Here is a 26399-nt window from a genome sequence, read left to right as displayed (position 1 = left end):
CTTTTTCAAGATACTTCATATAGCTTTAACCAATCCCTAACATTCCCCTGTATATCATATCCATTAGTCGATATTCTTCTTTTAATCGTTTCAGTGTCAGGGGTAGCAATCAATAAGGAATTAATTACTTCTTCACACCATACTTCAAGAGGTTCTTGCAAACTAATAAAGGATGTTAAGCCTAAGCCCATATCGATACTTTTGGATAAAGTATCTGACATAATACAAGGTGTCCCTGATCCTTGTGCTTCTAAAGCGGCAATTCCAAAGCCTTCAAATATAGATGGAAATAAAAATACATCAAAAGCTTTCATTAATCTAGGAATGTCTTTTCTTACTCCTAAAAACCTTATCCTGTCTTTAATACCTAAAGCTGCTGCTTTTTTCTCTATTTCCAATTTCAATGGTCCATCGCCTATTAAAAGAATCATAAAACTTTTATCTTTCTTTAATAACGCTTTAAAAAAATGCAAAATAAAAAGGTGGTTTTTCGAATCCGAAAACCTCCCCACATGTCCAATGATTTTTACATCTTCGCTTAAGCCAAACTCTCTAATGATACTATCCCTACTATTTATATTTGTTTCAGCAAAGTCGTTTACATTTATTCCATTCTTTAATATCGTGACTTTTCCATTTTTTACTCTTTGTTTACCAAACATGAATTGAGCCGCCTCAGGACTGCATCCGCAAAATCTATTGGCAGAAATTTTCATGATTGTTTGAAGGGCCTTAAGCGTAAATCTTTCTTTAAAATGGTTTCCTTTTGCCCAATTATTACTGTGTGAATGGCAGATCCTTATTTTAATACCAGCAATTTTTGCTGCTAATGCTGGAAAGCCTGCTTGATAATCCGTATGGGCATGAACAGCTTGGTATGGATGGGAAGACATGATTCTATTTAGTTCTTTAAGATAGGATATTGGACCAACTTTTCCTAAGCTTGGTATTTTAAACAAGTTTCCACCTAATCTTATTATTTCATCTTCGAAATCTTCTTTCTTATTTGAATGTGTAACAAAGTCAAATTGAACCTTTTCCCTGTCCAGATTCCTATAAATGTTCATAATAATGGTTTCTGCCCCGCCACGATCCATTGAACTGACAATATGTAAAACTCTATTTGGGGACTTTGATTTCTTCACCTAATATAGCCTCCCCACTATTAAAATAAGCTTTCTAAAACATCACTTTTATACAAAATATTCAAACTGGTAACATTTTCATAAAAATAAAGAACCAAAAATAAAACAAGTATCGAATAATATAATAGTTTTTGATCTTTATTACTGAATAGCTCAATAAGCCAGGAAATCAGAATGAGTTGATATAAATTAAAGTAAATGGAAATCCTTGCAAATATCCATTGTTGAGTTGAAACAATCATAAAAATCAGACCCAACAATGCCATATTCACTATATAGTCACTTTTTGGAAATATTTCGCGAAGTTTATCTTTACCTAAATAGGCAATAATCAAGGGAGCAGCACTTACTGCTACTCTCAGTATATTAGCTCCCCCTTCATTAAATTTAGAATAGTCACTGTATTGGGAGTCCTCTATAGCTGAAAATAATAGGGAAGAGAATTGCTCGTAACCCAATACAACAATGACCGAAAAAGATAACCAGGCAAGAGTGGATTTTGTCCATGCTTTTGTTCTAACTAAAAAATAAATGGGTATAAGGATAAGTGCGCTCTGATGAAATGTAGATGCTATTAAAACAATTAATGAGTATTTTACAAAATTTCCGTTTAATAAATATTTGGTAGCTGTAAAAATAATGGCAGCTGCAAGTACTTGCCGTATTCCATTCATTGATACTAAGTGCAACCCACCTGTAATATATACATAGGTGCTTAGTTCAAAAAGTCGTGAATATTTATATAAAACCATGACAATTAAAACATTTGTGACCATAGCAGTTGTAAAAATCAAGATCTGAGGGTCATCCGAGAATTGCTTTAATAACATCTGCAGAATGCCGAATCCCATATCCTTTTGTGAAGATATATACTCCCAAGTAAAGTCATTTTCAATATAAATATTTTTATAATTGAAAGTATCTCCAATATTTGTCCTGAGTCCCGAAACACAAACTAAACATATAACAGCTAAAAAAACCAACATCTTATTTGGTTTAAAGCCATATAATCCAGTCGGTGTGATAAGTGAATATGTTGAAAAATACCTACCTAAATATGAAAAAATAAATACGATGGCAAGATTGATCCAAAGTATGGTCATTTATCATTAATTCCTTTCAATTAACCTAGTCCTAGTTTTACTAATGATGAAAGCATATAAAAGTATGCCTAATGGAAAGGCCAAAACCGTGAGTGCTTTCTTAGGTGTTTCAATGAACAGTTTCGGGTTTTTCATTAGTAGGTTGCTAGATACGTAATGAATGGCTTGCTTATATTTGAAAATTTTTCCTCCAAAAGGTAACTTCATAAGCTCTTTCCGGTAAAATGAGAAACCCCTAGGATTTTTAAGATATTGGTTATACATATTTCGAGAGGATCCATCAGGAAGGTATTCAACATGACACAGTACTTCATTCATCAGTAACATTTCGTATTGCTTATCTAGCATATAGTATTTATAAGCAAGGCCAACATACTTCTCGTTTTTAAAAACAGGATAGGGATATTGCTTCGTCAATTCTGTTCGATAAACCAATTTCTTGTCTCCTGTTACACCATATTTGTTATAGAGATCAAATAATGTAGAACTTTTTAATTTCTCAGGTAACCTTGTTCCGATGATTTGGTTATCGATCGTCGCATCCAGAGCTGCTATTCCACTTACATTGGCATTACCATGCTTTCTCCAAAAAGAAAGGATACTTTCAACTGCCCCATCCGCCATAAAGTCATCTGAATCTATACAAACATTCAATTCCGTCTCGATCAGTTTATAGGCTGTATTATGAGCACCATGCATTCCTTGATTTTCTTGCCAGTAATACTTCATATCAATTTTCTTTTCCTGAATCCATTGACTGGCCATTTCTTTTGTATGATCTGTTGATCCATCATCAATAATTAACCAAATAAAATCTTTATTGTTTTGACGTACTAAGCTCTGATAACATTTTTCGAGACAATAAGCCCTATTATAGGTTGGTGTAAACACGGTTAAAGTTTTCATATGAATCATCCTGACATTGATAGATAAAAATCTTTTAGTTCATTGGCTGTTTCATTTATCGAATATCCCTGTTTGGATAATGAATCCGGTTGTATACTTCTTTTCATATTGGTGGAGGTCAATTTCATTAAATGGGAAATCCATACTGTACTATCATCAATAGGTAAAAATCGGATTAGATTGATACCCAAATCTACCTCTTTGGATATTTGGTCCGAGATTAAACACGGCAGTCCAGCTGCCTGAGCTTCGATAAGGGAAACTGGCAATCCTTCATGTAAAGAAGGAAAGACAAAAACATCGAAGGCTTGTAGGACTCGATTTATATCACTCCGTATCCCAAGGAATTTAACTTTTTTTTCTAATTTATGAGCTTTAACTTTTGCTGAAATTTCTGGTTTCAATGGTCCATCTCCGACTAAAATCAAGTAGGAATTTTCCTTTTCGCTAATAAAATTTGCAAAGATATCAATCAAAAACTCATGGTTTTTTTGATGAGCAAATCTTCCCACGTGTCCTAAAACACATGCATCACTTTCGATATTTAATTCATTTCTCACTTTACTTCTTGTCGCAGTCGAGAAAGAAAATAATTGAAATTCAATGCCGTTTTTTAAAATATTCGCAGTATTTGTCTTATCTTTAAATAACCACTGTGCTGCCTGATTAGAACAAGCTAATAAATTTGTAGCATTGGGCAGGATCAATGTCCCTGCATACCATTTATAAATTCTGGAAGCTAGGCCTCCTTCACTTTGAGTGTTATGGCTATGTGAAATTCTTTTTGGAATTCCTGCTTTTTTAGCTGCCTGAAGAACTATTCCGCTCATTTTATCCATATGGGCATGAACGACTTTATAGGAATGATTTTCCCTAAAGAATCCATCTAAATGTTTTTTATATGCAAAGTGCCCTACATCAGAAATATAAGGAATTCTATGAATCTTACCTCCAAGTCTTACGATTTCATTATCAAATACGCCTTCTTTGGATGTAAGAAAATCAAATTGAATTTTTGTGCGGTCCATATTGCGATATAAGTTCATGATCAAGGTTTCCGCTCCACCCCTATTCATATTGACGACAACATGCAGGATTCTTAGTGGATTCCCCATACTCTTTCCTCCGTATCTTCCATGTATGATTTATAAAGTTCGCTTTTAGCTTCCAGGATTTTTTTTGTACTATATTTTCTTTCCACCATTTTATGGCTACTTTCACCAAGCATTTTTCTCATACTCATATTTCCAGCAATCTTAATGATCTTTTCAGAAAACGATTTTTCATCATTCCTCCTAATTAACCACCCATTTTGCCCATTGTAGACCAACTCCCTATGGCCTCTATTTTCATTAGCAATTATTGGTAGCCCACAAGCCATTGCTTCCATGATATTTACCGGGAGTCCTTCTCTCAAGCTTGACGCTACAGCGAGATCACTGATTTTCAATAATTCATCAATATCTTTCCGAAACCCAAGAAAATCAACCTGATTTCTAATTCCTAAAGAATCAGCAAGCTTCTTGCATTCGTCTAATAAAGGTCCATCTCCGGCCAATAGTAACCTTGCTTTTGAAACCTCATCTTTAATCAAGGAAAAAGCCCGAAGCAATAGCTGCTGGTTTTTGTTTTTATTGAACTCGGCAGCATAAAACATAAGGAAATCCTCTTCACAATACCCTTTTAGTAACCTTAGTTCAGTTTTCTCATTTGTGGAAACAGGATGATATTGATTTGTATCAACTCCAACTCCAAGGATATGAGTAATCTCCTGTGCCTTAAAGTTACTTTGTATGGCAAGTTGAAAATCTTCATTATTAATCGTAATCAAACAATCTGTCATTCTTGCTAAAAATTTTTCAATTGGATAGTAGACCAGCCAGTTTAGGATAGGAGCGCCTTTGAAAAAATGGAAGCCGTGTGCCGTATAAAGCATTTTTGTATCACGTTCTCTCGCTTTCCGACCAGCAAGTCTGCCTAGAACTCCCCCCATTGGCGTATGACAATGAATGATTTGAAAATTATTGTTATCGATGATGTACTTCAGTTCTTTGTATGCCATAATGTTTTCTTTTTTAAATGGAGACCTCTGAATGGGAATAACGTGCTTTTTATCAACGAATGGGAGATTCAAATCACCATGTGCTGCTGTATGAACTTTATACCCCTGCTCTTTAAACCATTTAAAATATGGCAGGTGAAACGCTTCAAAATGATAATCCTTCGTTGCACAAAATAGGACTTTCTTCTCCATCATCCACTATCCTTTCGATATCCTGTTCCTTGTTTACATTTTATGATTCGTGCTTTAAATATCTTCTAGTTTGAAACTGGCACAAGGGGAGGTGCAGTGACACGTTCATTCGCCAGATCCACAAGTATTTTCCGCAGTGATTCTTTATCCATACCTGAAAAGCTGTTTATTATATCCTCAATTTCCTTTGCATAAAGTTTTCCTGTTTTACCTATGTAAATATTGGGATAAATTTGTTTTTCATGAATCTCATCTTGATTCAATAGCTCTTCAAATAGCTTTTCACCTGGTCTAGTTCCAGTAAATTCTATTGATATATCATCTTCAGAATGTCCGGAGAGCTTAATCAAGTTTTTAGCGAGATCTACAATCTTCACTGGGTTGCCCATATCAAGGACAAAAATTTCACCGCCTTGTGCTAACGCCCCCGCTTGAATGACAAGCCTTGAAGCTTCAGGGATCGTCATGAAATAACGAATCATATCAGGATGTGTCACTGTGACTGGGCCGCCTTTTTCAATTTGTTTGGTGAATAGCGGGATGACACTTCCTCTGCTCCCCAGCACATTCCCAAAACGAACGGCTACAAACTTCGTTTTGCTCTCTCTATTAATTTGTTGAATCGTCATTTCCGCCAGCCTTTTTGTGGAGCCCATAACACTGGTAGGGTTGACTGCCTTATCACTGGATATCATCACAAAAGTCTTTACACCGTTCCAACTTGCCGCATTGGCTGCATTCATGGTACCTATTAGGTTATTTTTCACCGCTTCTTCAGGATTTCGCTCCATTAATGGTACATGTTTATGTGCTGCAGCATGATAAACGACATCTGGTTGGTATTCAGCCATAACAGCCAACATTTTTTTAGGATCTTGAAGGTCAGCTATTTCCGTTAAAAACTCAATTTTACTGTTTTTATATGTTTCTTTTAATTCCATTTCTATCGTATAAATACTGTTTTCACCATGACCGAGTAGAATTAACCTTGATGGATTAAATTTAGAAATTTGGCGGCAAATCTCGGATCCAATCGAACCACCCGCCCCAGTGACTAAGATGACCTTTTCCGTTACATATTCTGAAATTATGTCGATATCTAGCTCTACAGGTTCTCTACCAAGAAGATCTTGAACCTGTACGTCTCTAAATTTATTGACTGAAAGCTTTCCTGTTAACAAATCTTCTAACATCGGAAGGATTTGAGTCTTAGCATTTGTCTTTGCACATTCTTGAAATATTCGATTCATTTCCTGTTTGTTCAACGAAGGAATGGCAATGATGATATGATCGATATTTAATGCTTCAACTTTCCTGGAAATTTTGCCCACTCCTCCAACTACCGGGATTCCCAATATATCAAGATTGTGTTTTCGTGCGTTATCATCAATAAATGCTACAGGTAATAAATCAACATCATTATTTTTCAATAATTGCCGGGCCACCATTGTACCTGCTGATCCTGCCCCAATTATTAACGTTCTTTTTTTATTTTCATATTTTATTAAGTATTGGTCTCTATACATTCTCCAGCAAAATCTTGATCCGCCAATCAATAGCATATGAAGCAGCCAAGTTACTGCCAATAAACGATAATAAACATCATGAAAAAGGAGTGCCTGTACGATTGATGTAATAAAAATTGATGCCGTTACAGTTTTGAATATAATGGCTAACTCACCAATGCTCGCATACTCCCACGCTTTTTTATATAGATGAAAAGTAATCGCAAAAATATGATGGCTGAGGAGAATCGTAACAGAGCTGAGCACGATAGGAATAGTAAAAACATAAATGCTGGCATCCACTAGAAATCGGCCCAAAAAAATGGCTGATAGGACGATGCATGAATCTATTAATATAAACAGTGAAAGTCTTTGCTGATAAGTCAAAATTCCCCCCCCCTTGTAGGATCAATTTATTTTGTTTTAATTAAATGGATTTCAATGATAAAGTGCTAATGAATGAAGTCCTGTTAAAGGGCAGCATTCATTAGCACTTTAATAGAATTTAGGGCATTTAACCCTCCCTCACCCCACACTCTTGACGACTGGCGTCTAAGGTCTATTCAACCCACAGCATGATCGAGTGCCTCCGTTTATAATGGCAAGGAGACATCACCAAATACTTTATTAACCTTAGCTTTGTTCGCAATAAAGAACGAAGCTACAAAAAATTTTTCGTCTTTATAGAATTCTCTTCAATAAATTGGTGAACCGATTTTCCGGATTTTCGTTTAAAATGACTCCTACAATCTTCTCTTCAACAAATTGAAGGATTCTTTTTGTAGCTAAAGCTTTTTTTAACTCCGTTTTGCCGTTATTGAACACGAGAATGATCCCATTGCAATAATTGGCCAAGATTTTTGTATCAGTAACCTCCAATATTGATGGGGAGTCTATCAGAACAATATCGTAATTCTCTTCACACTTAGAAAGGAAGTCCTGCATGACTGGCAACCCCATTATTTCGCCTGGATTGAAGGGGATAGGGCCACTTGTCAAAACATCTAAATCACCCATTCCCGTTCTGTATACTGTCTTATCAAGAGATGAGAAATTTGAATCAGATAAAATATTTGTCAATCCTACTTTATTTGGAATCTTAAAAATCGAGTGAATGGCAGGATTTCTTAAATTAGCATCTATCAGTAAAACCTTTTCTTTGTTTTGGGCCATTGAAACAGCCAGATTTGCAGCAGTGGTTGATTTACCTTCTCCAGATGTTGGCGAGGTTATCATGATGATATTCCGTTTTTTCGATACGGAGGAAAACTTAATATTTGTTCGAATCGTTCTATACTGTTCGGAGATTAAAGAATCCGGACTTGAAAAAGCTACAAGATTCCTTTTCTTTAGTCTTTCTCCGATTTTTTGTTTATTCATCGTCATTCTAACCGCCTCACAATTCTGCTCTTGTTTCTTTTGAATGTTTAGCTTGTTGCACTTCTTTAATTTTTTTAATATTGTTTTTACTGACATTCGAATTCTTTTTATTCATTTTTGATACATGTCCTATAACAGGAAAGCCGATGATATCCTCTACTTCCTGCTCGTTACGAATTGTATAATCCAATGAATTCAATAAAAATGTCAGCCCGATGCCCAAAAATAAACCTATAATTCCGCTTTTTATTATTGTTCCATTATTGTCTCCATTAATGGGCACTAAGTTAACCTTGGCCGGGGACAAATTTCGTATTTTTTTAAAGTCCACTATATTTGGAGCCTCATTTTTAAATACTCTTGCCGTCGTATTGGCGATCTCGGCAGCTGTATAAGGATTGGATGATGTGACGCTGATACTGACAACTTCTGATTCCTCTACACTGGTTACGTTAATAGCCCCAGCCAATGCTTCTGGAGATAGTGATAATTCCATTTCATCAATAACTTTCTGTAAAACTGTAGTATCTTTTATTATGACTTGAAGAGTTTTCATTTTATCTTGATTGGCTTCAATAATAATTCTCGTAGATGCTTGGTAAAGTGTGGTTGTTGTTAAAGTTTTCAAATATCCTGCCAGTATGAATAATAGTGTGACAATAATGACGATCCAGAAACGCCTACTAATGATTCCGATCAGTTCTTTTACATTTATCTCTTTGGCAGGTTGTTGATTTTCAAAGTTCCTTTTTGAGTAATTTGTCATTGAACCACCTTTTTCAACTTACTTTTCTTTATTAAGAACAACGATATTACAAACATGGATGTAAAACTGTATCATTCCTCTTATGTGTTAATTTTCCTATGAATATATCCTTATTTTAGTTCTTTATAAAGAACGAGTCAACTAGTTATCTACTTTTATTTTAGAATTATTCCATGAATTTATCGTATCCACTTCTCTTGTTAGCAATTGTTTAAATAATCCTCTTTCTTTAGCTAATTCACTATAATCACCATTTTGCAAAATTTCTCCTTTTTCTAGTACGATGACTTGGTCGGCATTCCTTATGGTGCTTAAACGGTGTGCAATGACAATGATGGTCATACGTCCCTGTAAAGTTTCGATAGCTTTTTGAATTTTGGCTTCCGTGTCGTTATCAAGGGCACTGGTAGCTTCATCCAAAACCAGAATTGATGGTTTACGTAATATAGCCCTTGCTAGAACTAGTCTCTGTCGTTCGCCCCCGGATAACCTAATCCCTCTGTCACCAATTACCGTATCTATATTTTGAGGCAATTTAATAACAAAATCAGCGGCGGCAGAAAATTCTAACGCTTCCCATATTTGTTGGTCGCTTGCCTTCGGATCGACTAAAAGCATATTCTCCTTTATACTTCCATTGAATAAAAATGGATCTTGGGAAACATAACTTATTGATTTCCTTAAACCGATTAAATCTTGTCTAGAGAGTTTTTTACCATCAACTTGAATCTCTCCCGCATCAGGGAGCATAAGGCCCATTGTTAGATCGATTAATGTGCTTTTACCTGCCCCGGATGGACCGACGATAGCCGTCATCTTATTAGCGGGTATTGCTATATTGATATTTTGCAGTGTAAAGTCTGTTTCAGTTTTGTTATAACGAAAATAAAGATCCTGACATTCTAGTTTTTGTTCGATGACAATTGGCTTGATTCCCTCAAGAATGAAAGCCTCATTATGGCCTTTCGCATCACCTTCTATTTTCAGAATGGATTTGAAAGCTGGTAAAGTTGAAGATATATTTTCCATATTGCTTTGAATGGCTGTAAATCTAGGCCATAACCTTGAAAAAATAAGGATAATGAGTAAAAGTTCTTCCTGTTGAGCAGCAAAAAGGGTAATGGATAAAAAAACGAATGATGCGATTAATAAGGCAGATGATACTTTATATGATAATTGAGATTTTGTGTTTAATTTAATATACTCGACTTGCTCGTCATTCATTTCTTTCGTTAAAGAACTGATCCAATTTACATGTGATTTCTCTAAATGATAGCTTTTTATATCCTTTATTCCATTTAATTGGTCGGTAACGCTGGCTAAATATCTGAGTGCTAATTGAGACGTCCTACTTCCTAATGATTTAGCTTTTCGGATGAATTTCCTTGAAAATAAGGCTAGGATCAAACCTGCAACCAAAACGAATATTGTAATTTTCGGAGCTAACCAAAACGCCACTCCAATTTGAATGAAAGTAAAAATCACTGAGGCTAATAATTGTAAGATTAAATTAATTCCTGCACTAACTCGTGCTAAATCGTTTGTCATGACGTTTATTAAATCCGATTTCCGTGTTTTAATGAAGAACTCCCAGTTGGCATGTAATAATGACTGATACAATTCAATCCTTAAATGACTGATATATGCTTGCTGCATTCTCACATCACGTATTGTAAGATTTCGTTGAAGGATGTTTTGGAGAATCACTAAAACAATATAAAAACCTAAAATAATGGATAGGCTTATCTTTTTAGGTATCTCGACTATCCATGAGAGCATGGAAGGAAGATTATTTGATAGATCTATATCTATTATTCCACTAACACTAATCATTGGAACTAATAAAAGAATGCCTACACTGTCCATTAAGCTAACAATGACCATTCCTAGCATATTGATAAAGAGTATTTTCCCTGTGAACGTGTATAGCCTTTTGAAAAAGAACCACAGCTGTTTCATCTTATCCTCCTATGACATTTCGTATTCTCGTTTTTCTCCAAAACCATAAAAAAGGCCGTAAAGGAAAATATAAAAAATGGAACTTTTGCGGCAACGGCAAGGTTTTTGTATCCTCAAAATAAGGATGAAGAAAACTGAGGATGAATAACATTTTATTCTGAAATGACATGAGTGAAAAAAGATGCTTTTTATGATAACTTGCAATCTCTTCAGATAGTGGTTCATCATGAAGGTTAATGAATCGTTGAATATAAAATAGTGCATCTTGCGCCAATCGATTGGAACGGAAGTCTGTTGTAAGATGGTTTACTTCTTTGTTTATCGGTGTATTTAACAATTGGGAAGTCAGGACTAATGTTTGACCTGCAACATGCATATATTGATATTTTTTAAGCAGGCTAATTATTTTATCCCAATCCAATTTTTTTTTGCAAAGTCGGTCGATATCCACTAACCAGCGAAGGCGTGACCATCCATGACGTGCCCCATGTGAAGTTAGAAATAAAAAGAGATCTTCATTCCCTAAACAATATATCGGATATGAAGTAGTTAGTGAGCTAACCTTTTTTCTTTGCCATAATTCATTAAAAGTTGGTTCCTTTGCTGGTCCTGGGTTTAAACGCCAATGAATTTCAAGTTTAATCTCTTTCTCAGAATGAAAATAGACAAAATGATGATGGCGCCACTTCCAATCATTTAATACGGTTTGTATATATTCATCTTTTACATATCCCATTTGAATTAAAAGAGTCTCAATCTTTTTTAGATCATCGATATTGACCAAAATATCAACATCACTTGACGTCCTTTGGGATATACCTCCATATAAGTCAGCTGCCAGTATAGGTCCTTTTAAAAAAAGCGTCGAAATTTCATTTTCAAAAACAACTCGGGAAATTCTTTCGATTTCTCCACTTAGCTTTAACATTTTAAAGGTGTTTTTTTGATAATCGTACGACATCGATTGAGTGATAGGTGCAGGAATATAATTTGCGGATTTTAGTTTTGTATATATAAGTGGGTAAACCCGATGATGCCTGGCTAGTTTCAAAAACAAATTCCAATCAAGGTTTTGTTCAACATTAATTGGAACCTGCTTATTTGTTTCATTTTTCAGACAATCCAATAAAAACTTTAATTCATTAGATATACTTGAAGAATCGAAAATGGTTTTGTCATTCATTTAATTCCCTCTTTTTAAGCTTTTTTTGTTTTAGCGAATTTCCCGACAACTATGAATTTACCCATTTCTTCTGCGCCCGTAACATAATACGGTCCACACCGCAACCAAGCATGAGCAATCAAATCACCTTTTTCATCTCTTGCCGTGCCAAAATAAACTGTACTTTCCATTCCTCTTCTATCAAGCATTTTCATTCCAGCTACCGCCTTAACTAAGCATTGGCTCTCCCAGAATGTATAACGGCTCATGATATGTATGGCATCGGAAATGTTCTTTATTACTTCTTTATCTAAATATTTTAAAGAATGACTGGTTTCTTCCATGTGATTTCCCAGGAATCGGGCACTCTTTATAAATGGAAACAATTTAAAAATACGGCCCACTGCTAAAAAAAATAAAGCTTCAAGCAATAACCCTTTCATGCTCCTATTAAATGATATGAACGTGTTAATTTTTTTATAATGATTCATCTTTTGCCCCTATATAAACTGGAATATAAATGCTTAAATATCAGCTAGTAAGATAATTAACCCCTCATTATATAAATCACTTAAAAAAGATAACACTTCTTCTTCGCATTCTTGTTGACTGACGTCATACTGTGACATCAATTTATCTAGTAAGTCACTAATGGTAATTGGTTTTTCAATTAAACTCCAAATTTCCCCACCAAGAACACCCAGATTATAATAATTCCCTTTTTCAATGCTTAGCATGACTATTTCCCCATCCATATCACTAACAATATTTCCTTGATTTTGAGTAATTACTTTATTTTTTGATAGTACTGATGCGTTAATCATTTATTTTTCTCTCCTTTGATTACACTTAGAACCGTGGTTACAAGATCGTGGGCTGTGAATGATGAGGCTGGACGACTTAATCGATAAATTGGCACAGAATTCATACACTTTGCACAAATCTTGAAATGCCAATCCATCATCTGCATCCTTTCAATTAGAGATCGTCTATAGGTATGCTCGAGCATTACTTGAAATCGATGAAGCTTTTCAATAGGTTGTAAATCTATCGAAACTATATCTGCTCCAGCTAACTCGAATATCCCTCCAAGTGGCAATGGTTTGTTATAGAAATCAGCTTGTACTGGTATCGAAAACTTTGTCATTCTATCGAATAAAGGTTGGTATTCAGTTGAATTCATTCCAAAAGCGTTTAAACTTTCCTGCCATAACTTTTGTTGTGGATAAGAGGGAGTAACCCATGGCTGGTTTTGCTCCGTAATAGATATAGCCACTATATCATCACTTAAAAGTTTATACCCCTTATTTACGAAAGAGGAAGCTAGAGTAGATTTGCCAGCTCCTGATTCACCAATAAAAGCATAGGCTTTTCCTTCAATGGCTATTGCACTTCCATGCAGTGGTAATACCTTTCTTTGCATCAACAAAATTCCTAAACAGCTTCCTAAAATATAAAGCCGAATCTTATCATCTTTATCACTGTCGTAAGTTGAAAACGTAATGGATTTCCCATCTTCTATTGAAAAAACAGCTAATCCCGGCACTTCGAACATTACACGATTTCCTTCAACGACAAAACCTGTACGAATTAAAGGATTTATTTTTGACCAAACATTTGATAAATCTTTCTTTTTAATCGTTATATCGGCTTCCTTTTCAATATCTGTCAATTTCTCTAATTCAGGAAGGGGAAGTACACTTTCTGCAATTAACCCAAATGTGGTATACGTATATGTTTTTTCCGTGCTCAGCATTCTTCTTCACTCCAAACATATCATCACTGTTTTCAAAAGAAACCCTTACACTTACAAGGTGTAAGGGCTTAAATCCTCTAAATTAAACTTAACTAAATTTTACCGGATCATCCGGATCTGGTTGAACCGCATCCGGAGTTTTCCGTCCTGGTCCAGCCATTGTCAAATTAACATTAAGTATTTCTAATTTTGGTTTTTTCCATTCTTTTTTCATCGTTTCACCTCCCTTCAAAAATGTTTTTTTATAAATCGTGAAACGATTAAGGTTCGCATTAATATCCTGAAATCATCATCAAATACTCTTTCTGGTAGGGGGTTTTCTTCGATGCTAGTAAGTGCTTTTTTAACTTCATCCATATTTAAAAATTCAGCCATGACTTCATCTTTACTGAGACTATGCATTTCATCTATAAATGATCTCCACGATGATGCCATTCTATGAATTCCATCAGAGCCTTGGATCCCGCGGGTTTTATCATTCAACCTAACTTTATCAGGCAGATAACCCTTAGTGGCTCTTCTAATTAAGGAGCGATCCTGACCATTTAAGACGTATTGTGATTCAGGAACGGAATTACAAAATTGGATGATACGAAGATCGTTGGTTGGATCACGCTCAGCTATAGAATGCCTTAACGATAGCTTCGTAGAAATATTACCGTTTATATTCCAATAGTATAATTGTTCAAATTGCGTTTTTTTCATCGCAAATGCATTTGTATTGATAATACCTTCAACATCAATATTGTGTTCTTCTAATTTGGTAAATACTTTTGTTCTTCTTGCGAACTCAGGGTTGATTAACATAGGATACGGTGCTTCCGCTGAAGATAATGGTGGGAAGGCTTTTTTTCTTACCGCTGTCATAACTCTTGATTTGTTCACTCCATGATTTTCACTGAAATAATATACTTCTTTGTATAAATGAAACCATTTAAACTGCCTTAATAAACTAGCTAAATAGTCTAAAGCATGGCCCCATGATATGGTCCAATTCCCTCTTTGACCATTAAGAAGCACTCTGATATTTTCTTGTGCTGCCTGCTCATAAATTCCTTTTAGCCAATAACTATTTTCATAATATTTATAAGGCATTTCAAGTACATCAAGCCAATCATCCACCTCTGATAAAGGGCTTTTATCTTTAAAATCCAAATAGTGATCCTTGATATTTCCTACATATTCAACAGTAGAAGAAATAAAAGGCCTTTCATCAGCTACTCTACTTTTGGATGTCCAATCAACAAAATCCTCAACTGGTATATAGCTGTATGTATATAACTGTTTTTTTTGCTCCTTTAAAGCCTTGGATGCAAAGCTAACGACGGATCCTGAGTCTAGTCCACCACTTAAATGTGAACCAATATTATATGTGGTCCTTAATTTGGATCTCACTACTTTATCGAAAACTTCTCGGAAAGCTTCCTCATATTCTTCATTGGTCTTTAACTTTAGCTTTACTTCGTTTTTAATAAAGGAATACCGTGAAAACGTTATATTTCCATCAAGGATCGTTATTGAATGTGAAGGGGGTATCTGTTTTATGTTCTGATAAACGGTTGAAGAGGAATCTACTGATTCAACATTAATGGGAATGGCCAAAAACTCCGATAACCACTCCTCATTCAACCTCTTATCTATATATGGCAATTTAAGCAACGGTTCAACTGTTGTACAAAATGCTAATTTATCTTGATTTTTAAAGTAATAAAGAGTGCGACTTCCTGAAAAGTCACGAGCTCCGAACAATTTACGTTGTTTTGGATCCCAAATCATGAAAGCGAATTCACCCACTAAATACTTTGGTGTTTCCTCTTCCCACTTATAATAGGCAAGCAGAATTAATTGACTATCCGTCATATTCAGTCGGTCAGAATTCTTAACCTGTAATCGTACAAATAATTCTTCCCGATTATCAATGATTGCGTCGGCAGTAATGGCAAGCTGTCTCGCATAATCATAAAACGGCAGAGTTTCATTCACCGACTCAGGGGTAATCCATTGGTTATGACAGCCAAATAGGACTCTCTCATCATTCCATATTTGAATGCTGTCGGCGGGAAATTTATGTAATGATTTCATTAATATTTCTCCATGATGGAGATTAATCGGTTCTTGGTTTAAATGATAGAGGCCAGCGATTGCGCTCATTTTTCTCCTCCTGCCGGTGAACATTCATGATAAAATAAATCACAAGATTTGTACTTAAAAAAGAACTTCACTAACCATAATTCTTGTAACCTTTCAAAGTTTGTTCTTTATAAAGAACATCCTATGTATAAAGTACCACCTTAGTTAATCAACTGTCAATATACAACAAATAAATTTTATGAATATTTTGATTTTCCTTTTTTATTGACATTTATTTTATTTTTCGGAAATCATCTTTTCATACTATATTGAACGCGGAACATCATAAAGGAAACCACATTAACATTTTTTAATAAAATGGGGGTTTTCATGAAATTTTATCCAAAATATGAATATACTAATCTATAAGGGGAGTGATTCAGATAGCCTTTTTAAATGCCTTCAATAATTTTAAAAATGGGAAAAAGTCTAAGAAAATAAAGAACATGGATTTTCGGGAACAACACGTAAAGAAATCGTCTGAGCTCATTGGTAATAATGTAATTGTCCAGAATATAATTAACAATCATCTTTCCAAAAAAAATAACCACTTGTAGGGTGGTTTTTTTATTTACTTTGGGAAATCTCTTCATTCTTCTCCATCTTCTCGCTTACTTCATAAATATAGTTATACTGAAGATAGTAATCGTATATGACATTTTGCAGGATCTTGAGTAGTGATTTATCGAACGTATCAAATTCCGTTTGATAGCTATTAAGGACGGTGACAAATTTCCCATCCATGTTCTCAAAATAATGCAGGAGGAAGTTCTTGTAATATTCACTATCACTGTTACTTTTGTTCGTGATGCATGGATCTCCAGTTTGGATCGACTTATCAAGCATCGCTTTAATGGATTTAGGCAGTTTTGCTTTCTTGAATTGGTTCAAGGTATATATATCATAAGTGAAGGTAAGTCCCAATTGATTGGAATAAAAGTCCACTGCGCTGTCCAGTGTATAGATTAAGGGTGATTTAAAATCCTTGCTATTGGCAATTTCCTCTGATATCTCCAATTGATATTCTTCAGAAGTTAAATACGCTGCAAATTTCATTTTCGAACTGCTCATGCTGAATACTTCATAAACGGCTGCATCTTGTTTTTCAATTTCAATTTCGATATTAAAAAACTTAAAGTGCTTTAATCGGTAAAAAGCAATCGGTGCTAATAGGAAAAGCAGTATCCAAACAAGGTAAAGAAATAAAGTGTTAAAGATGATTTGATAAAATTCAGACGTTACGATCGGTTCGATGATTAATGTTATCAATGTATATTCAAAGCCCTGAGAAATTGGAGGATTTGTGGCAGGACCCACGGCTTCCTCTGGCTTATTCAAAGTTTGGATACCTAAATGAGCCATCGCTACTAGCGTATATACAAAAATTAAAATGGTTCCTATCACATAAAATTTTGGCATGAATCCTATAATCCTGTCGAAAACAGAAATCCGCTTATCTTTCTGCTCCTCTATAGCCAATGTGGTTGCTCCTTTTAAGATTATTAATATCAGGAATAGTCAAACAGGGACTTTAAAGTTCCTGGAGATTACCTATTTAATTTATATGTTTGCAATAATGTGAAAATACGTAAAATTAGCTTATTGATTGACATATTCCAAAATACTTTCGACGTTTTCATTAAATTTAAAAATATTTCGTCATTAAAAATGCCCACCCTCTTCATTATGAAAGGATGAGCAAATGTTTAGGTTTTTTTTAGGAGGGCCCTTTTATCGCATATTCTTCGACCTTCCTTAAGAACAACTCCATGGCTTTTGATGCTTCAAAGTCTTTCTTTTTCACGATGGAAAAAGGTCTGATAATGGGTTCATTTTTCACATGAAAGGTTTTCAACTCATTGGATTTCAATTCTTTTTGTACAGTCAATCTGGATAACAGGGCAATGCCAAGTCCTGCCATCACCGCTTCTTTCACTCCTTGGATACTGGTGAAAATAAAGCTTCGCTTGATGCTTAGCTCCAGGCTGCTCAGTAGTTTATCCGAATATGTACGAGTTCCCGATCCATGCTCCCTAAGTATCCATATTTGGTTTTGCAGCATGGCACCCTCAATAATATCCATCTGTGAAAGTGGATGGACTGGAGGAACGACGACAATCATTTCGTCTTTCATGAATGGGATGACATCGATATCTTTATAATCCGTTTCCCCTTCAATCAAACCTATATCAATCTGATTGGAACGTATCCCTTGGATGACTTCATTAGAATTCGAGATGATGATTTGTATGTCCACCAGCGGATATTGAGCTGCATATTCTGCTAAAACTTTTGGAAGGTAATATTCCCCTATCGTGAAGCTTGCCCCAATTTTCATCGTTCCGCTAACCACGTTATTAAATTCATTTATTTCTCTTTTTGCTGTTTCATAATGATTAAGCATTTGCTTTGCATGTCTATACAAAATTTTTCCCGGCTCTGTTATTTGTACTTGTTTGGGGGAACGATAAATTAATTTCGTTCCTAACTCGTTTTCCAGATTTCTTATATGAAGACTGACTCCTGGCTGCGACAGGTTCAGAATATCCCCTGCTCTTGAAAAGTTTTTCTGTTCGATTACGGTTACGAATACTTTTAACGGATCCATAGTTACCTCCCTATTTACCTATGCGATTCATTTTATCATAAGTAGGAGTAATCATTGATATAGCAAAAATATATTTCACTTATTTTTAATTAAGCATTAAAGTTAAGGCATCAACATTGATGGAGTGATCACACTGGAACAAACAAACGTTAAAACAAAAAAACTTGGATTTACAAAAGGAATAGCATTGACTTTGCTAATTGCACTTGCAGCAAAATACTTAGCTGAGCTTCCATTTCTTCATATAATGGGACAGTTAGTCATTGCGATAATGATTGGTGTTGTTTGGAAATCGATAATTGGCGTCCCAGCTTACGCCGTTGCAGGGACAAATTATTCAAGTAAAGTACTTTTGAGAATGGGCATTATCTTATTAGGAATGCGCTTGAACTTAAAGGATATTTTTAATGCCGGTCCGAAAACATTTTCGGTTGGTGCCATTTGTCTTGTATTTGCTATATTAGTAGTTTATGGACTGACGCGCCTATTTAAAGTTGAGAAAAAGCTAGGCATATTGACCGCTTGCGGAACGGGAATTTGTGGAGCTGCTGCCATCCTGGCAATCTCCTCTCAAATAAAAGCAAAAGAAAAAGATACCGCAATAGCTGTAGCGACGGTTGCTGTATTAGGTACAACCTTCACTTTCGGCTATACGATCCTATATCCATTATTGGAGTTATCCAATAATGGATATGGTATATTTTCAGGTGCGACACTCCATGAAATTGCTCACGTCATCGCGGCAGCAGCACCAGGGGGAAATGAGGCAGTGGATTTAGCTGTCATGGTCAAGTTAACAAGAGTGGCCCTACTTATCCCTGTTGCCATGATAATTGGATTCATCATGAATTGGAAAGAGCGATCCCGGGATAACGGAAAGAAATCTTCTTGGAAATCCATTCAGATACCTTGGTTTATTTTTGGATTTTTATTCATGAGCGCTCTCTATTCCTCAGGTGCTGTTCCTGAGTCTATAGCCGAAAAGCTTGTTATGCTTTCTTATATCCTCATGGCTATGTCAATGGCCGGACTAGGATTGAATATTGACCTTGTAACCTTTAAGAAATATGGCGGAAAACCTTTTGTCGCAGGGCTGATAGGCTCTATTCTATTAACATGCCTCGGGTATGGATTGGTCCTGGTTTTCCATTTAAATTAACATTAGCTAAACAAGCATCCCCTTATTAGGGATGCTTGTTTTTCTCTAATGGATGGGGAACATTTGCACCATAAAAAATTTCATCCATCTCCGTTTGAAGCCTTTCTATTATTTCCTGCCGTTCCTCTGTATTTAGTTTTTCCTCGGTATAACCGAATAAATAATCATTAATATCGAACCTTTTTAGTTTACATTTCGTATGGAATATATTTTCCTGATATACATTTACATCTATCATGTCATATAACCCCTTTACTTCTTCGGGGATATAGTTTTGAATCGAATTAATATCATGATCAATAAACAATTTCCGGCCATTTTTATCTCTGGTAAACCCTCTTACACGGTAATCGATCGTGATAATGTCAGTATCGAAGGAATGTATGAGATAATTAAGGGCTTTAAGCGGAGAAATCTCACCACAAGTAGAGACATCGATATCCGCCCTGAAGGTGCTAATGCCTTCATTTGGATGAAATTCAGGGTATGTATGTACAGTTATGTGGCTTTTGTCCAGTTGCATGACCACATTATCAGGTAGAGGCCCTGGTGATTCCTCATAAGTCCCAGTAGGTACCTCAACGACAGGACCTTCTGAAACAAGTATGGTTACACTGGCGCCTTGTGGGACATAATCCTGCTTGGCCGTATTTAAAACATGCGCTCCAATTAAATCGGAAACGTTATGCAAAATCTTCGAAAGCCTCTCCGCATTGTATTGTTCATCAATATAATCAAGATAAGCCTCTCTCTCTTCCCTCGTTTTTGTATAACAAATATCATACATATTAAAGCTTAAAGATTTCGTAAGATTATTAAATCCATGAAGTTCAATTCGTTGCTCCGGTGTTAGTTTCATGATCGATTCCCCTTATATTTTTTTTACGACTACCCTTATAGTTACCCTTTTTGTAATATAAAAAACAAGACAGGATAAGTTCAACTTCCAATTTCTAATGGTACTAGAAATTTTCGCTAAAAATACGTTAGAAAAAAGCCATTGCATGAAACATGCAATGGCTTTTTTTCTGTCGTGCTTTGTTTAGACTGTATGAATTTTTTTCTTTTTTATCGGTGAAAGCACTCGTTCCAGCCAACCGAGTAAAAGATCTGACAGAATGGCCATCAAAGCCGTCGGGATTGCTCCCGCTAGTATGATTGCAGTCCCATTTGAAGCATTGGTTCCCCTGACAATGATATCCCCGAGACCGCCTGCACCTACGAATGTACCAACGGCAGTTACTCCTATTGCCACAACAAGCGCTGTACGTAAACCAGCCATGATGACAGATAGGGATAATGGCAGTTCGACCATTCTTAATAACTGGAACTTCGTCATGCCCATTGCTTTACCGGATTCTAAATACGCATGATCTATATTTATAATTCCGACATACGTGTTCCTCATGATTGGCAGCAAGGAGTATAAAAACAATGACAAAATTACAGTACTTGTTCCTAATCCCATCACTAGCATAAGTAGAGCAAGCAGAGCCAATGCTGGTGTAGTTTGGATGACATTTGTGATCGAAAATACCCACTTACTCAGTTTATTATGTTTTGCGATGAAAATGCCTACCGGGATCGCTATGATTGCTGCAAATAATACACCATAAGCGGACATTAAAAAGTGACGATAAAACTCTGTAAGTACATACATCCAATTTTGGGAATAATAAGTTCCCAGCTGTTGTAAAGTTTCCATTAGTTTGCACCTCCCATTTATTCAAAATATTTATGTGCTTTGAGGAATTCCGTTGCTACGACCGATGGTTCTTTCAAGTTTCCATCGACTTCATAATTCAATTCCTGCATGGTTTCGGTATTAATTTCGCCAATTAACTTGTTAAGTTCATCTTCTATCTCCGGATACCGTTCCAATAAGTCTTCAGTAACGACTGGAGAACAATCATAGGGAGGGAAATATTGTTTGTCATCTTCTAATAGCTTCAAATCATTCACCTTAATCCGGCCATCTGAGGAATATGCAAGGACAATATCCATCTGCCCATTTTTGACTGCATCGTATACCAGTCCAATCTGCATCGGATACGTTTCCCCAAATTCTAAACCATATGTATCGACAAACCCTTGATAGCCATCCCCTTTTCTTTTCAACCAAGCGCTATCGACACCTAACCTTAAATGATCGGCATCCTTTTCCAAATCAGATATTTTCTGATAACCTTTTTTCTCTGCCAATTCATTTGAAATCGTAAAGGCATATGTATTATCAAAGCCATAAGAATCAAAAAATTTAAATTCATATTGTTTTTTAAATTCCCTTTGAACAATCTCCATTGCCTTTACTGGATCCTTTTCAATTTCTTGTCCAAGAACGCTCGTTAAGTCCGTTCCCGTATAGCGTGTGGCGGCTATATCTATATCACCGCTCTCCATCGCTTTTTGCTGAACGAAATTCGACCCTAAATTTTTGATGATTTTCGTATCATGTTCCGTATTCCGCTCAAGGAGTTGAGCAATCATATTCGCCAGGATTTCGGATTCGGTCATACTTTGAGCACCAATCTTTACCGTCGTTTCGGAAGATGACCCTAACCCAGGCAAGGAGCAGCCGCTGATGATTAATGAACAAACTATCAGGACGATTAAAACTGAACTTCTTATTTTTTTATACATGGTATCCCTCCTCAAGCAACATCCTTCATACCTTTTAACCCTTTTGGTACGACTTTTCGTTCAATGATCGTGAATACATAATCCACAAGGATAGCCATGATGATTACGGGAACGGCACCTGCGATGATATATTCTGTTTGGTATAAATTCAAACCGATAAAAATGTAATCGCCAAGTCCTCCGCCTCCAATAAAAGAAGCCAAGGTGGCCCATCCAATCAAATAAACGGAAGCCGTTCGGATACCAGCCATAATGACGGGGAGCGCAAGCGGGAATTCAACCAGACGAATTCTCTCCCAGCTTGTCATCCCGATGCCACGTCCGGATTCCAGCAGATTTTCATTTACGCCTTTGATGCCTGTGTATGTATTCCTGAGTATGGGTAAAACAGAATAGAAAAATAACGCAATAATTGCGGGTGTTTTCCCGACACCGAGGAAAGGAATGAAAAAGGCGAGAACTGCAAGGCTCGGCAGCGTCTGCATAATATTTGCAATTCCAATTATAATGGAGGCGCTCCTTTTCATTCGAGTCAACATAATGCCAAGTGGTACTGCGACGATTATTCCAAGGAACACAGCGATCATGGATATGTATAAATGCTCCCATGCTTTATAAATCAATTCTTGCCAATTCGTTTGTAAAAAAACGAGCAATGTTTCCATCTCTACACCTCCTAGAACATTTCAGCCATTTCAGCCATTTGATTTTCTTCCTCTCCCCATATACTGTCATATACGATGTCGACCAATGTTGCCCTGGTGACAATTCCGACCAAATGTTTATTCTGGTCAACTACCGGCACGTATTTGAATCCCCGTTTTAATATTTTCTGAACGGAATCACGGATTAGGGTATCTTGTTTCACTGAATAGACTTCAGTATTGATGACTTCACTGATAAATTTAGCTTTTTTCCGATATTCACTGATCGTTTCTACATCTACGAACCCTTTCAGAACATTTTGCTCATCGACCACCAGTAAAGAATCGACCCTTTTCTCTCGCATGATCGTAATAGCATCTGTGAGTGACTTTTCCTCTGTAATGGATATGGGATTACGACTCATGATTTGTTCAACCAACTCAACATTAGGTCTCGTTTGAAGCAATCGATCTTTCCCGATGAATTCTTCAACGAATTCATTGGCTGGGTTTCTGAGGATTTCATCCGGTGTTCCCACTTGGACGATTTCACCAGCCTTTAATATAACGATCCTGTCGGCTAGTTTAATGGCTTCATCCATATCATGGGTAACAAAAACAATCGTTTTATTAAGTGTGCGTTGCAGATTTTTAAATTCCTCCTGAAGGGCATCTCGGGTGATCGGATCTAGCGCTCCAAAAGGTTCATCCATTAAAATGAGAGGTGGATTGGAAGCAAGAGCTCTGAGGACGCCTATCCTTTGTTGCTGCCCGCCGCTCAATTCATAGGGATACCTTTCTAAGTATTCCGGACCCATATCAACTAGCTGAAGCAATTCTAGTGCACGTTCTTTTTTCTTCTGATCATTCCATTTAAGGAGTTTTGGAACGAGGGTGATATTTTCAAGAATCGTCATGTGAGGGAAAAGTCCGATCTGCTGGATTACGTACCCGATCTGTCGTCTTAACTCGACTGGATCTTTATCCATTATATTTTCACCGTTTATTAGAATCTTACCTTCAGATGGTTCAATTAGACGGTTAATCATTTTCATTGTCGTTGTCTTACCACAGCCACTCGGACCAATGAAGCAAATGAACTCCCCTTTTTTAATATCCAATGATATGTCATTTACAGCTTTCTTTCCTCCCTTATAGATTTTCGATACGTTTTCGATTTTTAACACAATAAGCACCTCCATCATTCGCATACAATTACAAATTTTACAAATACATTTCGCTATTATATGCACAGTCTCTTTTACCCATATGATAAATCGATTAAACCTTTTTAATAAAAAAACTAGTCCTTTGTAATTATTTTGAATATATGGAATAAAAAAACTACCTCATAATGATAAAGGTAGTCTCAAAATAGGATGATTCCCCCATTTTTTAAAGGGTTTTTGTAAATCCTTGTCTTGTTAAGATTTTTTAATTGGACGCTTTATATTAACCTTATTCTATAAACAGCGATTACCATGATAAATTGGATAGGAATAGTTAATTGTTTTCTATTAGAAAAAATGAATTAAAACCCGATATTTTTGGTGATGAGGATTTTCACGATTTCATCCGAACCTGTATAAATGGTTGTCACAGGAATATCTCGATACTTTCGTGTAATTTTATAGTTACTCATAGTTCCGTACGCATCATGTAACTGCATGCACTTTTCAGATATTCGCTTGGACATCTCCGTGATCCAATACTTTGCCATCGATACTTCAGTGAAGATATTCTCCCCATCCATATGTTTACAGATCAAATCATCGATAAACGTTCTGCCCAATTGAATATCGGTTGCTACTTCTGCAATGGTAAACTGTATATTTTTACATTGATTTTTTTTCTTTCCAAATGCTTCTCGTTCTTTTATATGGTTCATTGTTAAGTGGAACATGTCTTTTGCTGTCACTATATTTTGAATCGCACACATAAGTCTTTCCTGCTGAAGTTTTTGCATGATATATGAAAGACCTTTTCCTTCCTCCCCAAGGAGGTTCCCAACAGGAACTATTGCATCATCGAAAAATAGATCTGCTGTGTCTGAGCTAACCTGACCACCTTTTTCAAACTTTCTACCTCTAGAAAAACCTGGTGTATCGTTGTCAATGAGCAACAAACTAATCCCGTCATAAGAAGGAACATCATCAAGGGCAGTTTTGCATGCTACAATCATTAAGTCCGCTTTAAAGCCATTTGTGATACATGTTTTGGCCCCATTGACGATATAATATCCATCCTTCTTAATGGCTGTGGTTTGGATATTCGCTAATTCCGAATCCAAGCCTGGCTCTAACATTGCAACGGCAGAAATCAAATCTCCTGTAATGAACTTCGGTAAATATTTTTGCTTTTGATCAATTGTACCGAATGATGATATATAAGGGGCCACAACATCAGAATGCAGTGATATTCCCCCTAAATCCCTTCCAACTGTCTCCAATTCTTCTGCCAATACAACTGAATATCCAAAATCGATTCCTAACCCACCAAATTCTGTATCAATCCAAGGACATAAAAACCCGTTGTCCCCAAGCTTTTTCCAAAAAGAGTGAGGTATTCCCCCCTCTTTTTCCCACTGATCATAAAATGGGACAGCTTCCTTGTTTAGAAAATCACGAAATGACTGCTTAAAAAATAAATGTTCCTCGGTTAGAAACGAACGTGAACTATCCTTATTGATCATCATTGTACTAATCATAGGTTTACCTCCATCATATAATGATTTTGTTAAGTACTTCAATGTGAAAATATCATATATTCTCCTACGATGATCAAGATTGATGATGTTTGATATATTGTTGCAAGCGGTTTCAATTGGTCGAGCTGCTAAAATTGCCCATGATATTCATTTCAACAAAAGATTAAATTCCCCTTTAAAAAACTAATTTTTTCCATCCGGAGTTCATCTTTGATTAATTTATTGAAAAATTCCTCACGAAAGAATATGATTTATACTTAACTGCTTAATATGGTTTGTATGTATATTCTGGCGAGGTTATTTTTAAAATATTTAATGCCTTAAAATAAGATTTGATTAAAAAACCCCCTTTTTGGTGACTGTTCGTTATTTAGAGTATCATAGACTTCTAGAAAGAATTTGCGATATACTGACGAAATTCTTTTGATTTTAGTCTTCTGTCTTGCTTTATGATATTCTTTTTTGTCGATTTCAGCCTTTTGCAAGATGTTTACTTCTGCTATTACTTCGTACTCTATTCATCTGCACCGTAACTTAAGTCCATGCTCGTCTCCCTAGTAGAGAAATCCAGTTTA

General features: G+C 35.9%; 24 protein-coding genes. 1 reads left to right on the top strand and 23 read right to left on the bottom strand.

Annotation, left to right across the window (positions count from 1 at the left end; genetic code table 11):
- Positions 1–5: 5 nt before the first annotated feature.
- The 17 genes from ACQKMH_RS09265 to ACQKMH_RS09185 all read right to left on the bottom strand — a co-directional run bounded on the left by ACQKMH_RS09265 (position 6) and on the right by ACQKMH_RS09185 (position 18674).
- The gene (locus tag ACQKMH_RS09265; RefSeq protein ID WP_427587092.1) at positions 6–1145 is read right to left on the bottom strand and encodes a glycosyltransferase family 1 protein; all 1140 of its coding nucleotides are present in this window, start codon (positions 1143–1145) and stop codon (positions 6–8) included.
- A gap of 20 nt (positions 1146–1165) precedes the next feature.
- The gene (locus tag ACQKMH_RS09260; RefSeq protein ID WP_427587091.1) at positions 1166–2248 is read right to left on the bottom strand and encodes an EpsG family protein; all 1083 of its coding nucleotides are present in this window, start codon (positions 2246–2248) and stop codon (positions 1166–1168) included.
- Between the two features lie 6 nt (positions 2249–2254).
- The gene (locus ACQKMH_RS09255; RefSeq protein WP_427587090.1) at positions 2255–3154 is read right to left on the bottom strand and encodes a glycosyltransferase family 2 protein; all 900 of its coding nucleotides are present in this window, start codon (positions 3152–3154) and stop codon (positions 2255–2257) included.
- A 5-nt stretch (positions 3155–3159) separates the two neighbouring features.
- Positions 3160–4269: a glycosyltransferase family 1 protein gene (locus ACQKMH_RS09250; protein WP_427587089.1), complete on the bottom strand. Its 1110-nt coding sequence runs from the start codon at positions 4267–4269 to the stop codon at positions 3160–3162.
- The gene (locus ACQKMH_RS09245) at positions 4254–5411 is read right to left on the bottom strand and encodes a glycosyltransferase family 4 protein (RefSeq protein ID WP_427587087.1); all 1158 of its coding nucleotides are present in this window, start codon (positions 5409–5411) and stop codon (positions 4254–4256) included. Before ACQKMH_RS09245 ends, ACQKMH_RS09250 begins: the two co-directional genes overlap by 16 nt.
- A gap of 62 nt (positions 5412–5473) precedes the next feature.
- Positions 5474–7300 carry a polysaccharide biosynthesis protein gene (locus ACQKMH_RS09240; RefSeq protein WP_427587086.1) on the bottom strand — a complete coding sequence of 609 codons (1827 nt, stop codon included), beginning with the start codon at positions 7298–7300 and terminating at the stop codon, positions 5474–5476.
- A 294-nt stretch (positions 7301–7594) separates the two neighbouring features.
- Entirely contained in the window at positions 7595–8293 is a 699-nt protein-coding gene (locus ACQKMH_RS09235; RefSeq protein WP_427587085.1) for a CpsD/CapB family tyrosine-protein kinase, read from the bottom strand.
- Between the two features lie 16 nt (positions 8294–8309).
- Positions 8310–9059 (bottom strand): YveK family protein, encoded by a 750-nt coding sequence (locus ACQKMH_RS09230; protein ID WP_427587084.1) that lies wholly within the window; start codon positions 9057–9059, stop codon positions 8310–8312.
- Between the two features lie 141 nt (positions 9060–9200).
- Positions 9201–11018, bottom strand: coding sequence for an ABC transporter ATP-binding protein (locus tag ACQKMH_RS09225; RefSeq protein ID WP_427587083.1), 1818 nt, complete (start codon positions 11016–11018; stop codon positions 9201–9203).
- Between the two features lies 1 nt (position 11019).
- The gene (locus ACQKMH_RS09220) at positions 11020–12201 is read right to left on the bottom strand and encodes a nucleotidyltransferase domain-containing protein (RefSeq protein ID WP_427587082.1); all 1182 of its coding nucleotides are present in this window, start codon (positions 12199–12201) and stop codon (positions 11020–11022) included.
- 14 nt (positions 12202–12215) lie between these two features.
- Entirely contained in the window at positions 12216–12671 is a 456-nt protein-coding gene (locus ACQKMH_RS09215) for a lasso peptide biosynthesis B2 protein (RefSeq protein ID WP_427587081.1), read from the bottom strand.
- 33 nt (positions 12672–12704) lie between these two features.
- Positions 12705–13004: a lasso peptide biosynthesis PqqD family chaperone gene (locus ACQKMH_RS09210; protein WP_427587080.1), complete on the bottom strand. Its 300-nt coding sequence runs from the start codon at positions 13002–13004 to the stop codon at positions 12705–12707.
- Positions 13001–13936, bottom strand: coding sequence for an aldolase (locus tag ACQKMH_RS09205; RefSeq protein WP_427587079.1), 936 nt, complete (start codon positions 13934–13936; stop codon positions 13001–13003). Before ACQKMH_RS09205 ends, ACQKMH_RS09210 begins: the two co-directional genes overlap by 4 nt.
- 88 nt (positions 13937–14024) lie before the next feature.
- Positions 14025–14150: a paeninodin family lasso peptide gene (locus ACQKMH_RS09200; RefSeq protein WP_427587078.1), complete on the bottom strand. Its 126-nt coding sequence runs from the start codon at positions 14148–14150 to the stop codon at positions 14025–14027.
- Positions 14151–14164: 14 nt separating this feature from the next.
- Positions 14165–16087: an asparagine synthase-related protein gene (locus ACQKMH_RS09195; RefSeq protein WP_427587077.1), complete on the bottom strand. Its 1923-nt coding sequence runs from the start codon at positions 16085–16087 to the stop codon at positions 14165–14167.
- A 546-nt stretch (positions 16088–16633) separates the two neighbouring features.
- Complete coding sequence (locus ACQKMH_RS09190; protein ID WP_427587076.1) at positions 16634–17545, bottom strand: hypothetical protein; 912 nt, start codon at positions 17543–17545, stop codon at positions 16634–16636.
- A 238-nt stretch (positions 17546–17783) separates the two neighbouring features.
- Positions 17784–18674, bottom strand: coding sequence for a selenium metabolism-associated LysR family transcriptional regulator (locus ACQKMH_RS09185; RefSeq protein ID WP_427587075.1), 891 nt, complete (start codon positions 18672–18674; stop codon positions 17784–17786).
- Between the two features lie 133 nt (positions 18675–18807).
- Here ACQKMH_RS09185 and ACQKMH_RS09180 point away from each other — a divergent pair, with 133 nt between their 5' ends.
- Positions 18808–19833, top strand: coding sequence for a YeiH family protein (locus tag ACQKMH_RS09180; RefSeq protein WP_427587557.1), 1026 nt, complete (start codon positions 18808–18810; stop codon positions 19831–19833).
- Between the two features lie 25 nt (positions 19834–19858).
- On the opposite strand, the gene speD is transcribed toward ACQKMH_RS09180, so the two are convergent.
- From speD to ACQKMH_RS09150, 6 genes are all read right to left on the bottom strand, one after another.
- Positions 19859–20692: an adenosylmethionine decarboxylase gene (speD, locus tag ACQKMH_RS09175; protein ID WP_427587074.1), complete on the bottom strand. Its 834-nt coding sequence runs from the start codon at positions 20690–20692 to the stop codon at positions 19859–19861.
- Positions 20693–20875: 183 nt separating this feature from the next.
- Positions 20876–21538, bottom strand: a complete 663-nt coding sequence (locus ACQKMH_RS09170; protein ID WP_427587073.1) for an ABC transporter permease — start codon at positions 21536–21538, stop codon at positions 20876–20878.
- A gap of 17 nt (positions 21539–21555) precedes the next feature.
- A complete protein-coding gene (locus tag ACQKMH_RS09165) occupies positions 21556–22473 on the bottom strand; it encodes an osmoprotectant ABC transporter substrate-binding protein (RefSeq protein WP_427587072.1) in 918 nt (305 codons plus the stop codon).
- An 11-nt stretch (positions 22474–22484) separates the two neighbouring features.
- Positions 22485–23138: an ABC transporter permease gene (locus ACQKMH_RS09160; RefSeq protein WP_427587071.1), complete on the bottom strand. Its 654-nt coding sequence runs from the start codon at positions 23136–23138 to the stop codon at positions 22485–22487.
- A gap of 11 nt (positions 23139–23149) precedes the next feature.
- The gene (locus tag ACQKMH_RS09155; protein WP_427587070.1) at positions 23150–24304 is read right to left on the bottom strand and encodes a betaine/proline/choline family ABC transporter ATP-binding protein; all 1155 of its coding nucleotides are present in this window, start codon (positions 24302–24304) and stop codon (positions 23150–23152) included.
- A gap of 344 nt (positions 24305–24648) precedes the next feature.
- Positions 24649–25824: an acyl-CoA dehydrogenase family protein gene (locus tag ACQKMH_RS09150; protein ID WP_427587069.1), complete on the bottom strand. Its 1176-nt coding sequence runs from the start codon at positions 25822–25824 to the stop codon at positions 24649–24651.
- Positions 25825–26399: the final 575 nt, after the last annotated feature.

The sequence above is a fragment of the Peribacillus sp. NPDC097895 genome, assembly GCF_050277555.1.
In the GTDB taxonomy this organism is placed as follows: Bacteria; Bacillota; Bacilli; order Bacillales; family DSM-1321; genus Peribacillus.
The sequence above is the reverse complement of the archived record's forward strand: the minus strand, read 5'-3'. Positions and strand labels throughout refer to the sequence as shown.

Bases quoted from the DNA above. Each gene is read 5' to 3' on its own strand.
- ACQKMH_RS09260 (WP_427587091.1), bottom strand. From the start codon at position 2,248: ATGACCATACTTTGGATCAATCTTGCCATCGTATTTATTTTTTCATAT.
- ACQKMH_RS09255 (WP_427587090.1), bottom strand. From the start codon at position 3,154: ATGAAAACTTTAACCGTGTTTACACCAACCTATAATAGGGCTTATTGT.
- ACQKMH_RS09250 (WP_427587089.1), bottom strand. From the start codon at position 4,269: ATGGGGAATCCACTAAGAATCCTGCATGTTGTCGTCAATATGAATAGG.
- ACQKMH_RS09245 (WP_427587087.1), bottom strand. From the start codon at position 5,411: ATGATGGAGAAGAAAGTCCTATTTTGTGCAACGAAGGATTATCATTTT.
- ACQKMH_RS09235 (WP_427587085.1), bottom strand. From the start codon at position 8,293: ATGAATAAACAAAAAATCGGAGAAAGACTAAAGAAAAGGAATCTTGTA.
- ACQKMH_RS09230 (WP_427587084.1), bottom strand. From the start codon at position 9,059: ATGACAAATTACTCAAAAAGGAACTTTGAAAATCAACAACCTGCCAAA.
- ACQKMH_RS09225 (WP_427587083.1), bottom strand. From the start codon at position 11,018: ATGAAACAGCTGTGGTTCTTTTTCAAAAGGCTATACACGTTCACAGGG.
- ACQKMH_RS09220 (WP_427587082.1), bottom strand. From the start codon at position 12,201: ATGAATGACAAAACCATTTTCGATTCTTCAAGTATATCTAATGAATTA.
- ACQKMH_RS09215 (WP_427587081.1), bottom strand. From the start codon at position 12,671: ATGAATCATTATAAAAAAATTAACACGTTCATATCATTTAATAGGAGC.
- ACQKMH_RS09210 (WP_427587080.1), bottom strand. From the start codon at position 13,004: ATGATTAACGCATCAGTACTATCAAAAAATAAAGTAATTACTCAAAAT.
- ACQKMH_RS09205 (WP_427587079.1), bottom strand. From the start codon at position 13,936: ATGCTGAGCACGGAAAAAACATATACGTATACCACATTTGGGTTAATT.
- ACQKMH_RS09200 (WP_427587078.1), bottom strand. From the start codon at position 14,150: ATGAAAAAAGAATGGAAAAAACCAAAATTAGAAATACTTAATGTTAAT.
- ACQKMH_RS09195 (WP_427587077.1), bottom strand. From the start codon at position 16,087: ATGAGCGCAATCGCTGGCCTCTATCATTTAAACCAAGAACCGATTAAT.
- ACQKMH_RS09185 (WP_427587075.1), bottom strand. From the start codon at position 18,674: ATGGATCCGTTAAAAGTATTCGTAACCGTAATCGAACAGAAAAACTTT.
- speD (WP_427587074.1), bottom strand. From the start codon at position 20,692: ATGAAACTAACACCGGAGCAACGAATTGAACTTCATGGATTTAATAAT.
- ACQKMH_RS09170 (WP_427587073.1), bottom strand. From the start codon at position 21,538: ATGGAAACTTTACAACAGCTGGGAACTTATTATTCCCAAAATTGGATG.
- ACQKMH_RS09165 (WP_427587072.1), bottom strand. From the start codon at position 22,473: ATGTATAAAAAAATAAGAAGTTCAGTTTTAATCGTCCTGATAGTTTGT.
- ACQKMH_RS09160 (WP_427587071.1), bottom strand. From the start codon at position 23,138: ATGGAAACATTGCTCGTTTTTTTACAAACGAATTGGCAAGAATTGATT.
- ACQKMH_RS09150 (WP_427587069.1), bottom strand. From the start codon at position 25,824: ATGATTAGTACAATGATGATCAATAAGGATAGTTCACGTTCGTTTCTA.